General features: G+C 54.6%; 15 protein-coding genes. 6 read left to right on the top strand and 9 right to left on the bottom strand.

Features of this window, described 5'->3' with window-relative positions:
• The first annotated feature begins 118 nt into the window (after positions 1-118).
• A complete protein-coding gene (locus JW984_05980; protein ID MBN1572732.1) occupies positions 119-742 on the top strand; it encodes a class I SAM-dependent methyltransferase in 624 nt (207 codons plus the stop codon).
• Positions 743-876: 134 nt separating this feature from the next.
• On the opposite strand, the gene JW984_05975 is transcribed toward JW984_05980, so the two are convergent.
• The 6 genes from JW984_05975 to JW984_05950 form a co-directional block, all read right to left on the bottom strand.
• On the bottom strand, positions 877-1,488 hold the full coding sequence (locus JW984_05975; protein ID MBN1572731.1) for a zinc ribbon domain-containing protein: 612 nt from the start codon (positions 1,486-1,488) through the stop codon (positions 877-879).
• A gap of 52 nt (positions 1,489-1,540) precedes the next feature.
• Entirely contained in the window at positions 1,541-2,386 is an 846-nt protein-coding gene (locus tag JW984_05970) for an ABC transporter permease (protein ID MBN1572730.1), read from the bottom strand.
• Positions 2,383-3,105, bottom strand: a complete 723-nt coding sequence (locus tag JW984_05965) for a hypothetical protein (GenBank protein ID MBN1572729.1) — start codon at positions 3,103-3,105, stop codon at positions 2,383-2,385. Before JW984_05965 ends, JW984_05970 begins: the two co-directional genes overlap by 4 nt.
• A 189-nt stretch (positions 3,106-3,294) precedes the next feature.
• Positions 3,295-4,068, bottom strand: a complete 774-nt coding sequence (locus JW984_05960; GenBank protein MBN1572728.1) for a hypothetical protein — start codon at positions 4,066-4,068, stop codon at positions 3,295-3,297.
• Between the two features lie 439 nt (positions 4,069-4,507).
• Positions 4,508-5,461: a pyridoxal-phosphate dependent enzyme gene (locus tag JW984_05955; GenBank protein ID MBN1572727.1), complete on the bottom strand. Its 954-nt coding sequence runs from the start codon at positions 5,459-5,461 to the stop codon at positions 4,508-4,510.
• A 72-nt stretch (positions 5,462-5,533) separates the two neighbouring features.
• Positions 5,534-6,121, bottom strand: coding sequence for a 4-vinyl reductase (locus tag JW984_05950; GenBank protein ID MBN1572726.1), 588 nt, complete (start codon positions 6,119-6,121; stop codon positions 5,534-5,536).
• A gap of 203 nt (positions 6,122-6,324) precedes the next feature.
• On the opposite strand from JW984_05950, the gene JW984_05945 reads away from it, so the two are divergent.
• On the top strand, positions 6,325-7,620 hold the full coding sequence (locus JW984_05945) for a thiolase family protein (protein MBN1572725.1): 1,296 nt from the start codon (positions 6,325-6,327) through the stop codon (positions 7,618-7,620).
• A 161-nt stretch (positions 7,621-7,781) separates the two neighbouring features.
• On the opposite strand, the gene JW984_05940 is transcribed toward JW984_05945, so the two are convergent.
• Both JW984_05940 and JW984_05935 read right to left on the bottom strand, forming a co-directional pair.
• Positions 7,782-9,086, bottom strand: coding sequence for a M20/M25/M40 family metallo-hydrolase (locus JW984_05940; protein ID MBN1572724.1), 1,305 nt, complete (start codon positions 9,084-9,086; stop codon positions 7,782-7,784).
• A 91-nt stretch (positions 9,087-9,177) separates the two neighbouring features.
• Positions 9,178-9,885: an amino acid racemase gene (locus JW984_05935; GenBank protein ID MBN1572723.1), complete on the bottom strand. Its 708-nt coding sequence runs from the start codon at positions 9,883-9,885 to the stop codon at positions 9,178-9,180.
• Positions 9,886-10,192: 307 nt separating this feature from the next.
• Here JW984_05935 and JW984_05930 point away from each other — a divergent pair, with 307 nt between their 5' ends.
• Genes JW984_05930 through JW984_05915 form a run of 4 tightly spaced genes read left to right on the top strand, consistent with a single transcriptional unit; the run spans position 10,193 to position 13,212 of the window.
• Positions 10,193-11,131: a hypothetical protein gene (locus tag JW984_05930; protein MBN1572722.1), complete on the top strand. Its 939-nt coding sequence runs from the start codon at positions 10,193-10,195 to the stop codon at positions 11,129-11,131.
• 58 nt (positions 11,132-11,189) lie between these two features.
• Positions 11,190-12,317: a PQQ-binding-like beta-propeller repeat protein gene (locus JW984_05925; GenBank protein MBN1572721.1), complete on the top strand. Its 1,128-nt coding sequence runs from the start codon at positions 11,190-11,192 to the stop codon at positions 12,315-12,317.
• Positions 12,318-12,332: 15 nt separating this feature from the next.
• A complete protein-coding gene (locus JW984_05920; GenBank protein ID MBN1572720.1) occupies positions 12,333-12,917 on the top strand; it encodes a hypothetical protein in 585 nt (194 codons plus the stop codon).
• 19 nt (positions 12,918-12,936) lie between these two features.
• The gene (locus tag JW984_05915) at positions 12,937-13,212 is read left to right on the top strand and encodes a hypothetical protein (protein MBN1572719.1); all 276 of its coding nucleotides are present in this window, start codon (positions 12,937-12,939) and stop codon (positions 13,210-13,212) included.
• A gap of 59 nt (positions 13,213-13,271) precedes the next feature.
• Here JW984_05915 and JW984_05910 read toward each other — a convergent pair whose 3' ends face one another.
• Entirely contained in the window at positions 13,272-14,141 is an 870-nt protein-coding gene (locus JW984_05910; protein MBN1572718.1) for a M23 family metallopeptidase, read from the bottom strand.
• Positions 14,142-14,262 lie beyond the last annotated feature (121 nt).

The raw sequence follows: 14,262 nt of genomic DNA, 5'->3' as shown, positions 1-14,262 counted from the left end.
AAAGAATCCTTGCTTTTTGATCCGAAGTTTTTATCCGTATTATAAATCTACCCTTTAAAATCGTCTTGATCTGAAGTATCATACCGTTAATATTATAAAGGTCAGGGGGGACAGATCATTGGGGAAGGGAGGGAAAAAAAAGGACAGGCCCATCCCGTGCGACTACCTCGCCGGTGAAAAGAGCGAGAGGGCTAAAATCCTGTTCGATGCGGTGAGGCCCCACATCCGGTCCCTTTGCGAAGGGGTGAGTGATGAGACCGGGGGGCAGAACGGCTCTGCGCCCTTGTCGATATTGGACGTGACGTGCGGGACGAGCCCCCTGTCGGCTCACATCCTGGGGGAGTTTTCGGACGCCCAATACACCGGGTTTGACATGAACGAGAGGGCGATAGATAAGTGTAAATCGAGGTTCCCGGACCGGATATGGACATGCTCCATCAGCAACCGTTTCGTAATAGATAGGCGCTACGACCTCGTAATCCACATCGGCGTCTCCTCCCCCAGATACGACGTCTTCGAGATTCACTCGCGCCTTGTCGAGAGCAGGTACGGGAGGCCGGGGCTTATCCTTATCGAGTGGGGTGACAACAGGGAGGGGACGTGCGATACGAGAGAGACCTACGACAAGATCAGGGAGATATATATGGGAGCAGGGTTTATAGTTGTCGATGGGGGCGTATTCGATATTGGCGATGTCCCATATCCGGTTAGAAGATACGAGGTACTGAAGGAGGTGAAATAATTTTGTTTGGATTTGTTTAGAATTGTAGAAAAACCGACCCCCCCCTGATTCACCATTTCCCCGCCGAACAATCGGGCAGGTTGACCTTCCCCTCTTCCTCCTTCACTCAACATCGCGGCCCCGTCCAAACCCGGCTACTCCCTCGCGACCTTCTTGTAGGACTCGACCCTGCAGCCGAACCTCTCGAACCTTGCCCTGTTCTCCTCGAGCTTTGCCTCAGTCGGCGATCTGAACCTCATCCCCAGCTCCAGGAGGTGCTCGATGTCATCCGGGGGCTTCCCAAGCCTTTCGGAGAGCCTTTTGACCAGGAGCTTGAACTTCTTTCTGTCCTTCGGGCCGTAGACCTTTAGGATATAGGTGACGGCAAACTCGTGCCCGCAGAAGCGGCATACCTTGGCGTCTTTATATATTCTCTTCTTGCAGTTCGGACACGTCTTTTCCTTCGGCACTTCGAGGTCGCTTTCGTGGGGAATCTCATCGGCCGTCAGATCATGGTGTCCACGATCGTGCTCCGTATGTCGCGGGTGGGCATCCCTGTCCCTCATGCGCCTCTGTTTCTGAATGGTTCGCCCGTCTATGTAGAAGACGAGGCCCAATACGGAGAAAAACAGACCGAGAGGCAGCAAGGGGAGCCTGAAGCCGCCGAGAAATTGGGAGAGGGTGAATTGTCCCCTGAAGGTTAGGTAAAAAAGGAAAACGCCGATGAAAAATAAAAATATGCCCCAAGCGATACGCCTGAATACCATGAGAACGACCCCCTTTCGCTCTATCGTCGAGCCGACTTCAACGGATTTAAGGTTACTCGGAGACCCCCTCCTTGAGCCTGGGGTCAAGGGCGTCCCTTATCCCCTCTCCGAGGAGGTTGTAGCCGAGGACGGTGACGAGGATGGCAAGCCCCGGGTAGAGGGAGAGCCACGGCGCTATCTCAATGGTGTCCTTGCCCTCGGTCAGGATGTTGCCCCAGCTCGGGGTGGGCGGTTGTATCCCGATTCCCAGAAACGAGAGAGCGCTCTCGGTCAGGATGGCGCCGGCCACGCCCAGGGTCGCCGCAACGAGGATCGGCCCCATGGCGTTGGGCAGGATATGCCCGAAGATGATTCTCATCCCCCCCGCCCCCTGGGCCTTGGCGGCGAGGACGAAGTCGCGCTGTTTAAGCGAGAGAAACTCCGCCCGCACAAGCCTCGCCACGCCCATCCACCCCGTTATACCGATTACGATCATTATGTTCCAGATGCTCGGCTCCAGAATGGCTATGACCGCCAATATCAGAAAGAATGTTGGAAAACAGAGCATTATATCCACAAAGCGCATGATGACGGCGTCCGTAAATCCGCCATAGTAGCCCGCCAGGGCGCCGATGAACACCCCGATTACGAGGGATATCCCCACCGCCACGAATCCAACCTTCAGCGAGATCCTCGAGCCGTAGACCATCCGGGAAAAAACGTCCCTGCCGGTCTTGTCGGTGCCGAATATATAATCTGTGCTCGGCGGCGACAGGACGTTTTCGCGGTCGATCTCCGCAGGATCGTGGGTCGAGATTACCGGCGCGAGAAAAGAGACCACGAAGAAGAGTAGGACGATTACGAATCCCGAAACGGCGAGTCTATTCTTTAAAAAGCGTTTTAGAAAATCGGATCTCATACGGTGAATTTCCTCTCCACCCTCTTGATCTCCTCCTCGATCTCCTCTACGGAGAATATGTCGTAGCGGATAAGGAGATTTACCAGAGCGCGAATTATTATCCGTTCCTGTTTAAGGGTTGAGTAGTGGGATTCGTCAAGCTCCTTCTTTTTCTTGGATTTTTCCATGGAGACTTCGTTGTCCATCTTCTTGATCCATTCTTCCTCTTCCCCGCTGACGTCTGAAGCCTTATCTCCCGACCAGGCGGGACCATCATCGGAAATCTCCCCCCGTTCCAACTTGCCGTAGTAACGCTCGACAATTGGCAAAAGCTCGCTCTCCTTGCAGAGGACGGGCTTGATCTTAAATCCGGTTACAAACTGCATATCCTCTATGGCGCTGAGATCGAGGGGATTCAACATGGCCACAAAAAGCGTCTTCTTCCCACCGGACTCATCCTTCTTTACGGGAATGGCCGCGTACTTTTTCGCGATATCGGCCGGCAGCATATTGGCGATTTCTTCGGGGATCGACTTATCTTTCAGGCTAACGGAGGGGATATTGAAGTGGTATCTCAACGCCGTCAGGAGCTTCTCCTCCGAGATGATATTCAAGGCGACCAGTGCCTGCCCCAACTTGCCGCCGTGCTCCTTCAGATAACCGAGGGCCCTTTTGATGTCGTTTTCGGTGACGATCTTTTTCTCAACCAATAAATCGCCCAGACGCACCTTTTTTTGCATAATAATCTCACTATCGCGTTTCCCCCCGATAATTACACGGGTCTTTGTCCCGATGAATGGAGGGGAGACATGAAGTCAATTATTAAATAAAACGTTCAAATATATATTATCAGTATGCTACCTTATAAGTATACCTCGATTGACATCGCATTTAAAAAGTTTAAGATCGATTACCTTCATCGGCCCCTTTCACTCCTCGAGCTTTTCCCTGAGATCATCTATGGTGATATACTCCTTCTCGATCAATATCTTTATCAGCGCCCTCAGGAGCTTGTTATCCCCCTTAGATCTCTTTGCCTCTTTGGGGGATGTGTCATTTGGGGGCTCATCTTTGCCGTCGCCGCCGACCTTGGCCGGCTTTATCTCCTCGCCGTCGTCGTAGATTACCTCGCCCGTGGAGGTGATCTTGAGCTCGTCTCCGCCCCTTATTATCGTCATCACATCATCGCTGTAATTTTCATCCTTGCCGTCTCCACTGCTAAGTCGACGCGAGTCCCTCGGGTCTATGTAACCCGTGTCGAAATTGTAATAGTGGCTGAGGGCGTTCATTATGGAGTGCTCTTTTGACAGGACCGGCTGAATCCTGTAGCCGGAGGCGAACTGAATCTCCTCGATGGCCTTTATATCCAGGGGGTCGGACATGGCCACAAGGAGGGTCTTTTTACCGAAGCTCACGGCAATCCTTACCGGGACGGCCTTGAATTTTCCCGCCATCTCCTTCGGAATGAGCTTGATCACATCGGATGGGATATTGATTTCCTGGAGGTCCATAATCGGGATCTCAAGGTGATATTTCAGGGCGGCAAGCAGCTTGTCTTCCGAGACGATCCTCAAGTATGTCAGCGCCTCCCCGAGCCTCCCCCCCCACTGTTTTTGGTGTTGAAGGGCCCTGCTTAGTTGACTCTCCGTGATTATCTTTCTGCTCACGAGGAAATCGCCGAGACGCATCTTTGCTTCAGCCATTTTCGGGTCTCCTTTTTGTCAAGATAGCGTAAAGCTGGGCCTGAAGTGACGCTCGCCGAGTCCGCGTCGCAAATCTCCCGTTTCCGCCGATGCGCGCCGTACGATCTTTTTCACCCCGCATGCATTGCAACAAAAAACCTCTCATCAAAATGAAATACAAACCTCCCTGTCCGCCCGGGTCTGGGCGAAATATTCAAAATTGTCAAAAGCGTTTTCCAATTAAGGCGAGACTATAAGTCTGCCCGCTCAATTCCTATATTTTAAGCTGAACAGAGTTCATTTTCAATATAACATTACTGTCGGAAACCACTTTCATAATTTTTCGAGGTAGTCGAAGCCTTGCCTCTTTCGCGCTTCAATTCTTCGCCAGCGATTCTATATCTCATATCTCAACGAGGTCGGCTCAACAGTTTCTTTTTATCCCGCACCCTTCTTACGGCTAAACCTTCAGGGCGGAAAAGAATCTCTCGAGATCGACGTTTCCGCCGCTGATGATTACCCCGACCATTCTATCCATGACGTCGATCTTCCCCGAGAGGAGGGCTGCCGCCGAAACCGCCCCCGACGGCTCCACCACAAGCTTCATCCTCTCCCAGAGAAAGCGCATCGCCTCGACTATCTCCATTTCCGAGACCGTTACGATCCCTGAAACGTTTTCACGGATGATCTCGAATGTCCGCTCGCAGAGGCTCGTCCTCAAGCCGTCGGCTATGGTGTCGGGGGGGCGCTCGTTCTTTACGATATGCCCCGCAACTATCGATCTGAAGGCGTCGTCCGCCCTCGCAGGCTCAGCGGCGTAGACCTCTATATTTTCGTCGATCCCCTTGGCCGAGATCGACGTGCCGGAGAGGAGTCCTCCCCCGCCGACCGGGGCGATTAATACCTCTATCCCCTTGACCTCTTCCAAAAGCTCCAGGGCCGCCGTTCCCGCCCCGGCTATGACATTGTCGTTGTCGTAAGGGTGGACCAGCGTATATCCGTGCTCTTCGATCAGCCGCTCGGTTTCTGCGATTCTCGCTCCTTCCGAGTTTTCTGAGAAGACGATCTCGGCGCCATAGCCGCGGGTTGCGGCGACCTTGACATCGGGGGAGCCCTTCGGCATGACCACCGTGGATTTCACTCCCAAAAGCCGAGTCGCCAGCGCCACCGCCTGGGCGTGGTTCCCGCTGGAGTGGGCCACGACACCCCTTGTCTTCTCCTCTTCGTTAAGGAGGCTTATTGCGCTGAAGGCGCCCCGTATTTTAAAAGACCCGGCCCGCTGAAAGCTCTCGCACTTGAAATAGAGGGAGGCGCCCAATTTCTCGTTTACCGTCCTGGAGGTCACAACCGGTGTTCGGTTTATATGGGGATCTATCCTCCCGGCGGCCTCCCTCACGTCCTTAATCGTTACCATCTGCTATATGACGGGGAAGTGAAATCGGCTGAAATATATAACCCCTCACCCAACAAAATTTGCATGTCTCGACTACTTCCTCATCGCGGTGAAGTAGCAGGTTTCGTCTCCGAGGGCCTTGCACTTCACCTCTTTGACCGTTAATGCGTTTTTGCCGAATGCGTAATCGGCGATATATTGAATATGCCCGACGTAGTGGTTGCACATAGGCCTTTTGGTCCTGTGTCCGGCGCAGTGGATGCAGTCGTACACGTCCAGATCGTAGAGACCCCTCTCGTTTACCGCGATCCTCCCCTTTCCGGAGCCGGCGACGTACATCTCCATCGCTCTGTTGAAACGCTCCTCCGATGGAAGGTCGTTAATCGAGTCGAAGACGTGGCCGAATTCGTCGATGTATCTTATTGTTGTGTACCCGATCCTTCGCCAGATGCCCATTGCCCCGTTCAGGCCGACAAGGTTTTCCACCTCTGTGTATATGCTCGCCTGCTCCGGGATGGTGAGGCAAGGCTCCCAGGTGTATGCCGGGGGATTTTCATAAATATGGATCAGGCCGATGTTCCTGAACAGTATCTTTGCGCCGTTGTCGCCGAGGATCTCGCGAATCGCGTCCAGGCCGCCCCGGATTCCAAGATTTGTCGCCATCTTTTCTTCACCGCTCATCTTACCCCCCCGGATGATAGTCCGGGACAATTATACAATATTGTTGAACAAATATAAAGAGTTTATGCAAAGAAATTTCTTACAAAAATCTTGACATATTTTGTACTGTACAATCTCAAACAGGGCGAAATAGCGATATGTTTTTTGAATGATATGATATGATATCCGGCATAGGCTGACAGTGCAATTACGGGGGACACGGAATGAAAGAGAGGGTATATATCATCGGCGTTGGGATGACAAAAATATCCAAGCAGGGGGGGAGTTACGAAGAGATGGCCGGATTCGCCGTCGGCGAGGCGATGTCCGATGCGGGCCTTTCGATGGAGGACATGGGCGACAGGAGGAGAATCGGGGGGATATGGTACGCAAACTGCGCCCAGGGGATGTTGACGAGCCAGCATTCCATCCGGGGCCAGGTGGTTTTGAGGAGGCTCGGCTTCGAGGGGGCCCCGATGGTGAACGTGGAAAACGCCTGCGCTTCCGCCACAACGGCCCTCAACCAGGCGGTGAACCACGTTGTCGCCGGGGTCTCGGATCTGGCGCTCGCCGTCGGGATCGAGAAGATGACGCCCGATTTCGACGACCTTCCGAACCACCCGGAGATCGAGGCGGCCCTTCCGTACATGGGTCTTTCGGCCTTCTGGAACGGCTGCGAGCAGGACAGGAAGGGTGAATATATCGAGAAGTGGCGCCGTGAAAAATCGAGGCTCACCGAAACCCCCTTCGAGGAGACCGACGTGGGGGTAGGAAGGAGCCCCTTCATGGACTACTACGCCGTAAAGACCCTCAAGATGATGGAGCGCTACGGCTGGACCCAGAGGCAGCTCGCCTGTGTGTGCGCAAAGACCCATCACATGAGCACGATGAATCCGAAGGCCCAGTACACGAGGGACTTCACGGCGGAGGATGTCCTGAACGACAAGCCGATAACGTATCCGCTGACGAGGGCGATGTGCGCCCCCACGGGGGAGGGGTGTGCGGCGGCGGTCGTCTGCTCGGAGCGGTATCTCAAGGAGGGGAGGGGGATCAATGATCCGGTCCTCGTTCTGGCATCGGTTCTTGTGTCCGGGAGGGACAGGGGGGATTTCGACGCCGACATCTCGGGGCGGGCGGCTGAGATTGCATACAAAGAAGCCTCCGTCACCCCGAAAGATATCGAAGTTCTTGAGCTTCACGACGCCACCACCTTCGGCGAGATATACCAGGCGGCCCAGGCCGGCTTCTGCAGTATGGAGGACGCAGGGGAGTTCTGCTCCACGGGAGCCACAGATATGGGAGGGGAGATACCCACGAACACCAGCGGGGGGCTCGTCTCCCGAGGGCACCCAGTGGGGTGCACGGGGCTCGCCCAGGTCTACGAGTTAGTGACCCAGATTCGGGGAAGGGCAAAAAAGCGCCAGGTCAGGGGCGCCAGGGTCGGGATGCACATAAACGGGGGCGGCGTCATCGGGGTCGAGGAGGCGGCCCTGGGCGTGCATATCCTAAAGGCGGTCTGATTCCGATCTTGCTATTATTTTTTACATCTAATATGTTTCAAACGGCGCTTTTCCCAATTACGGTTATGTCAGCGCCGTACGTCTTGATCATCAGCGCTGTTCAAAATAAAGGGGAGCAACCACCCCCCTTTAAATAGATCATTTAGAATTGCATTTGAATCCTAACCCGTGACCATCCTTCTTACGATGTCGGTAAAGACCTCGCTTCCCTTTATCATGTTCTCCACCGAGATTTGCTCGTCGATCCCGTGGACCATCTTTATGTGCTCCATCGGCACGAAGGCGGGGCAGATGCCGTAGGAGGGTATCCCCTTCTTCCTGAGGAAGCGGGAGTCGGACGTCCCCATAAGTAAGGACGGGGCGATCACGGCATTGGGAAAGTGATCCGCTACCGTCTCTTCTATAATCCGGTAGTGTTCAGTGTCTGTGGGGGACTCGGTCGAGTCGCTCCTCTCGATCGGCTCGATCTTTATCTCGTCATCTTTGAGCTTGCTTTTAATCTGGCCTATGAACTCGTCTATGTCCTGGCCCGGCAGGACCCTGCAGTCCAATACCGCCTCGGCGTGGCTGGGGATTATGTTTGTCTTGTCGCCGGCCTTCATTACGTTTAGGCTTATCGTGTTTTTCACCATGGCGGCTATCTGGGGAAGGGCGAGGAGACCGCTCTCCTTGAGGACCTTGACCAGCGTCTCTTCCCTGCCGTCTTCCACGAAGGGCTTGAGGAACTCCCAGCCGGAGGCGAGGTTTTTGAAGTATTCGGAGATGATGGGCGTTATGGTGATCGGCGTCTCTTCAGAGAGGAGCCTGACCAGCGCCTTGTTCAGGTTTTCCAGGGCGTTCTGGCCGTGGGGGGCGCTGCCGTGGCCCGGGAGGCCCTCCCGGATGAGTTTGAGCCAGCATATCCCCTTTTCGCCCGACGAAATCATCATCACCGGCCTTCCGGGGATGATGTCGCTCACCCCGAATCCCCCCTCGTTCAGGACTACGTCCGCCCTGAAGTCGTCGAAGTGGTTTTCGACGAGGTAGCCGGCACCCTCCGCTCCGCCCATCTCCTCGTCCGCCGCCGCAAGAAAGACGAGGTCGCGGTTTAGCTTCGCCCCCTCCCGCTTTAAGGTCAGAAGGGCCGTAAGCTCCATAATCCCGATCCCCTTCATGTCCAGGGCGCCGCGCCCCCGTATCATGCCTTCCACGATCTCGCCGGAGAAGGGGTCGAAGCTCCACTCGTCTCGATTTGCGGGGACGACGTCCGTGTGGCTGATCATCAAGACCGGCCCCCTCTCCCCGCTTCCGGAAAGCTGGGCGCGGATCGAGACCCGCCCCTTCTTCGGTTCGTACGTTTTGTATTCAATCCCCTCTCCCTCGAATATCTTCTTGAAAAAGGCCACAGCCTTCTCCTCGTTGCCGGGGGGATTTGTAGTATCGATCTTCAGATACTCACACATGAGCTTAACAGCTTCGTCTTTCATATCCATCTCCTTACATTCAGGTTCATGCAACTCCATTCATGTTACCATATTAAATATAAAGCATTTACTGACTCGACTGTTACACGCTACCTCATCCCTTGAGAGAATGCTTCAGCGCGGCCTCGGCGTGAATCTTCGTCGTATCGAAGAGCTGAACAGCGGCATCATCGACTCCGATTATGAGGGGAATCTCCGTGCAGCCCAAGATTACCCCCTCGGCTCCCATCTTGGAGAGCTCCCCGATGATATTGATGAGCTTTTGTTTGCTCCTGACGTTTAAGATGCTCTTTACAAGCTCATTGTAGATGATCCGGTTGATCTCGTTTATCTCGTCCTCTTCCGGGACGATCACGTCAAGCCCCTTCTTTTTAAGACCTTCCTTGTAAAACTCCTCCTGCATGGTAAAGCGCGTTCCCAAGAGTCCCACGCGGCCCACCCCGGAGGCTATTACCGCGTCTGCGGTGACGTCGATGATGGAGAGTATTGGAAGCGATGTGTTCGGCAGGATATATTCGAGGGAGCGGTGGGGGGTGTTTGAGGCGATGAGGCCGAAGTCCGCTCCGGCCGACCTCAACCTCTCGAAGACGTCGGCCATATCACGGCCCGCCTCCTCCCACTTTCCGTTGGCGAACCACTCCGAATATTTCTGAAAGTCGACGCTGTAAATCAAAATGTCGGGATAATACTCGTCCCCGGTCTCCTTCAAATATCCACGCGTTATGGTGTTATAGTAGACAGTGGTGGATTCGGGCGATAGTCCGCCGAGGATTCCTATCTTCTTTTTTGTGATATTTGACATATAACGGCGACTCCAATTGGTTTGTGTGTAAAGGAGTGAGAAGTTGAAATAATATCTGTTGCCGTTAATAATACCGGGACTTCTCCTCGTTGTCAATAAAATGATGGATTTTATTCTCTGTTTTGCCGTCGAAGCGGGGACAGGGACGCAAATCTGTTTCTCGGCCCTAAAATAAAAAGGTTGCCAAAGACATACGCCTTATGATAAATAATCAGTGTGTGTGGGGGCGGATATCGAGCGGGCGATGGTTTGGCGCTGAAATTCATCCTGTATTAATTTGATAATTCCATTGAAAGAGGGAAGGGGTTTGATCAGAGATAATATTAAGGGTAAGGGGGAGGACAAGGGGGGCGGGAAGTCGGAGGGGAGGTCGGAAGGGGGAGAGGAGGGAAGGGGGGTAAGGGGGGGGAGGATATTGACGTTCGATATCCCCGATGTCTGCTCGGCGTCCTTGATACCGGGCAGGAGCAGGCCCATAAACGGCAGGGGAGGGGACTTCAATGCGGGAAAGATCGGGGATTCGGTATACATCGATCTCAACCTCGGCATTGTGGCCGTGGCCGACGGCCCGGAGAGAAATCCCTCGGCCTCGTCGGTCTTTATCAAGAAGCTGAGGGCGGCCATCCATGGTTCGCCCAACTTCGGCTCACCCCCCAGGATCTTTTCCGAGAGTCTCTTTAAGGGGGCGTTTGAGGAGCTTGTCGAGACGGCGAACGTTATATCCAAGGGGACGGACTACCACAACGCCACGACGTTCTCGGCCCTCTTTACCGGTTTGAGGGATGAGGGGGAAGGAGGCTCGGCCGGGAGGGGGAGGTGCGGGCTTTACTCCGCCATCCTTCATACCGGAGACAGCATGATCTTTAAGATCTCCGCCGGGACGGGAGAGGTTTCGAGGCTGACGAAGACCAATCACTTTCTGATCGGGAGGGCGCCGAGGCTGTTTCAGGCCGAGTTTTTGTCTGAGATCGACGAGGTGATCGAGGGGGGGGACACCGTGCTCCTCTCCACCGACGGCCTCAACGACCTCGCCAGGAGCCATGGGATCACCACTGAGGATTTTCTAGCCCAGGAGATTGTGGGTCTCAATCCGAGAGGGATTACAAGGCGGATAGGCTCGCTCGCCGGGGGCGCCAAGATCCGTCTCGATGATATAGGTCTGGTCTGTCTCGTGCCGGGGGCCGCGATTTGTCGCCATCTGAACAAGGCGGTTCCCGGGATTATCCTTGAAGATGCGGTGGGTTGATAGAACCGCGTTTTTAAAAGTAAGTAAGCTTAAAATGTTTATTAGGGGGTAGATAGCGATGAGTAAAGGGATTTTAAAGATAAAAATTTATTACCCTTTGATTTTGGTCATGATCGTATCCGCGCTTATTCTATTTTCCTGCGGCAAGATGGGAAGAGAGAACTACGTCCCGATGTTCAAGGGCGGCCCCTCGAGGACCAACTCCTACTCCACGACCGGCAAGCCGCCTTCCGGGTCCGTCCTGTGGAAGTTCGAGGCCCAGAAGGATATATATTCTTCCCCCGCGGTCTCGAAGGGCGTTGTCTACTTCGGGAGTCACGACAGGAGCCTTTACGCCGTGGACGCAAAGAAAGGGACTGAAAAGTGGCGCTTTTCGACGGGTCACTGGGTTTCGTCTTCCCCGGCGGTCTCGGGGGGGGTTGTCTACGTCGGCTGCTGGGACGAAAACCTCTACGCCGTGGACGCAAAGAAAGGGACTGAAAAGTGGCGCTTCAAGGCGGCGGGGGATATAACCTCTTCTCCCGCGGTGTCCGAGGGGGTTGTCTACTTCGGCAGCGTGGACAACAACCTCTACGCCGTTGACGCCGGGACTGGCGTCGAGAAGTGGCGCTTTAAGACCGAGGGAGACGTGAACTCGTCACCGGCGGTTTTTGAGGGGGCCGTCTTCTTCGGCAGCAAGGACAAGAATCTTTATGCCGTAGACGCGAAGACGGGCACGGAAAAGTGGCGCTACATTACGGGAGGGGACGTGGTCTCGACCCCCGCGGTATCCGGCGGCCTCGTTTTTGTCGGCTCCGCCGATTCCAACGTCTACGCACTGGATACAGCCTCAGGCAAAGAGAAGTGGAAGTTCAAGGCCGCGGGATACGTTATGTCGTCCCCGGCCGTGGATGACGGCGTGGTCTACGTCGGCAGCAAGGGCGGATTCCTCTATGCGCTAAATGCGGCCACGGGCACGGAAAAGTGGCGCTTCAACGCCGGAAGCGATATTCACTCCTCCCCGGCCGTATCGGGGGGCAGGGTCTACTTCGGCAGCATGAAGGGCGATTTCTACGCCGTTGACGCCGCCGAGGGAAAACAGATTTGGCGTCAAGAGATTGGGGGCGGGATTCTGTCGTCCCCTGTCGTCATCGGCGGCGTTTTATACTTCGGCTGCTACGACGATCACCTTTACGCATTGGATTAAATAATGGAGAAGGCCATGAAACTATTGCGATCAAACAGAAGCGGCTCGGGAGGCTTCGGGGGGTTTTTGATTTGTAAGGTTACGATCCTTTTTATCCTGGCTCTTTTTTTACTCCCCTCAATCTCTTTAAGCCAGGAGGTCGAGTGGGAGCTGCGCTCCTCTTCCCACCTGGCCCCCCAAGGGCAGAATTACTACGATGTCTACAGGCTCTTTGACGGTCAGATGGGAACCGCGTGGGTGGAGGGGGTAAGCGGGGGCGGTGTCGGCGAATTCATCACGTTGAGACTGATGAATATTGCCGGCAATGTGGAAAACTACATTTACCTGAAGGGATTTGAGCTGAACAACGGCTACTGCAAGGACAGGGAGACCTGGTTAAAAAACGGAAGGGTAAGGAAGATAAAAATATATTTTAATGGGACGGAAATATACAACGGGCACCTCGAGGATACCATGAGGGAGCAGACGGTGAGCCTCGGGAGCCATCTCGTCAATATCGATGATGTGATAAAGATCGAGATCATGGATGTCTTCCCAGGAAGGGAATACGAGGACACCGCGATCTCGGAGCTGATCCCGATATATACCTTTGCGCAATGACCGTCTCGGCCGGCCGGCGATGGCAAGACTAAAAAACGGAGAGATCGGGGGAATGAACCGGTTTCGGGAACGGGGGAATTGGGAAAAGGAGAGGTTGAGAAGGATTGAGAAATGGGGGGGCGGTAAGGAGCCGATTAGATTGTTTGGATTGGGGAAGGCAGGGGGAATTGGGAGGATTGGGGAGGGGGAATGGGGAAATGGCTATACTATAACAATAGAGGGGTTGGGGGGCTTGAGAGACTGGGAGAAAACTGGGGGAATGAGGGAGCTGGGAGGAGCCGATCTGATTGTTTGATTGGGGAGGCTCGGGGTAATGGGGGAATTGGAGCCGGGGGAATGAGGGGGCCGTGGATTTTACTCTCCCGTGAATCTCTTCAGCCAAGCCGAGACTTGTTCATCGTACGAGATTGACCTCAAGAGCTCGATAGCCCTTCCCGTCTCGATCCGTTTAATCTCCGTGTCCCTCGATAGATATGCGGAAACGAGATGCTTCCTTGCGGCCGTCTTTGTCTCAAAGAGGGACTCGTAATAGGCGATGAGTTTTGTTATACCGCTATCTTCGGTTTCCTTGAGCGGCGTAACCGGGTCTATGTAGGCTCCATCCACCCTGATGCCGAGGTGAAGCTGGGGGGATACGGCGTTTCCGGATATGCCGGTCAACCCGAGTACGTCGCCCCGCCTTACCCGATTCGGCCCCCCGTAGGCCTCTTTCAGGTGCATATAGAGGGTCTCCACCCCCCTTCCGTGGCTGATTATCACGTAGTAGCCCGCATTTTTTCTGTTCTCTCTCACCGTAACCGTCCCGTCTGCCATAGCCCTTATCATGAGGTCGTCTCCGTAAAAGTCGAGCCCCTGGTGTTTCCGGGGCGCCCGTTTGAAGTCGTCCCTTACGGCGCCGAACCAGGGCAGGCCGTCCCTGACCAGGTCTTCGTGCATGGACCCCAGCGAGATGGCGAGGAGCTCATCCGTTGTGATGGAGGCGAAGGGGGCCGTCAGATCGATCCCGTTTATCGACCCCCATTTCGCGCAGTCGGAAGAAGCGGGGGATTCCCCGGCGGCTTCCTCCGCGCACGACTCAGATACGTAAAACAGGACGTCTAAACCGGTCGGGTTTACGGCCTTTGAGTAGGGATCATGCCCCGGCCCAGGCGAGAGCAAGCCGGAGGCGACGAGGACGACGGTTGTCCCAAGAAGTACGTGTATCAGGGATTTTAACCTGTTCATAGGCGGTCCGATAGACTTTATAGCAACGAGGGGTCTTCTTGAAAGGTCCCGGCCACCGACACCCCCCTTTTACGGGCCGGCCCCACTGTTTTCGAAATCGGATCGGAAAGACCTCCGTCGA

The sequence above is a fragment of the Candidatus Zymogenus saltonus genome (assembly GCA_016929395.1).
Lineage (GTDB): Bacteria > Desulfobacterota > Zymogenia > Zymogenales > Zymogenaceae > Zymogenus > Zymogenus saltonus.
This window is presented reverse-complemented; position numbering and strand designations above follow the sequence as displayed.

Excerpts from the sequence above, each read along its gene's own strand:
- JW984_05920 (MBN1572720.1), top strand. The coding sequence starts at position 12,333 with ATGAAACTATTGCGATCAAACAGAAGCGGCTCGGGAGGCTTCGGGGGG.
- JW984_05955 (MBN1572727.1), bottom strand. The coding sequence starts at position 5,461 with ATGGTAACGATTAAGGACGTGAGGGAGGCCGCCGGGAGGATAGATCCC.
- JW984_05940 (MBN1572724.1), bottom strand. The coding sequence starts at position 9,086 with ATGAAAGACGAAGCTGTTAAGCTCATGTGTGAGTATCTGAAGATCGAT.
- JW984_05950 (MBN1572726.1), bottom strand. The coding sequence starts at position 6,121 with ATGAGCGGTGAAGAAAAGATGGCGACAAATCTTGGAATCCGGGGCGGC.
- JW984_05970 (MBN1572730.1), bottom strand. The coding sequence starts at position 2,386 with ATGAGATCCGATTTTCTAAAACGCTTTTTAAAGAATAGACTCGCCGTT.
- JW984_05960 (MBN1572728.1), bottom strand. The coding sequence starts at position 4,068 with ATGGCTGAAGCAAAGATGCGTCTCGGCGATTTCCTCGTGAGCAGAAAG.
- JW984_05965 (MBN1572729.1), bottom strand. The coding sequence starts at position 3,105 with ATGCAAAAAAAGGTGCGTCTGGGCGATTTATTGGTTGAGAAAAAGATC.
- JW984_05975 (MBN1572731.1), bottom strand. The coding sequence starts at position 1,488 with ATGGTATTCAGGCGTATCGCTTGGGGCATATTTTTATTTTTCATCGGC.
- JW984_05910 (MBN1572718.1), bottom strand. The coding sequence starts at position 14,141 with ATGAACAGGTTAAAATCCCTGATACACGTACTTCTTGGGACAACCGTC.
- JW984_05915 (MBN1572719.1), top strand. The coding sequence starts at position 12,937 with ATGGCAAGACTAAAAAACGGAGAGATCGGGGGAATGAACCGGTTTCGG.
- JW984_05925 (MBN1572721.1), top strand. The coding sequence starts at position 11,190 with ATGAGTAAAGGGATTTTAAAGATAAAAATTTATTACCCTTTGATTTTG.
- JW984_05945 (MBN1572725.1), top strand. The coding sequence starts at position 6,325 with ATGAAAGAGAGGGTATATATCATCGGCGTTGGGATGACAAAAATATCC.
- JW984_05935 (MBN1572723.1), bottom strand. The coding sequence starts at position 9,885 with ATGTCAAATATCACAAAAAAGAAGATAGGAATCCTCGGCGGACTATCG.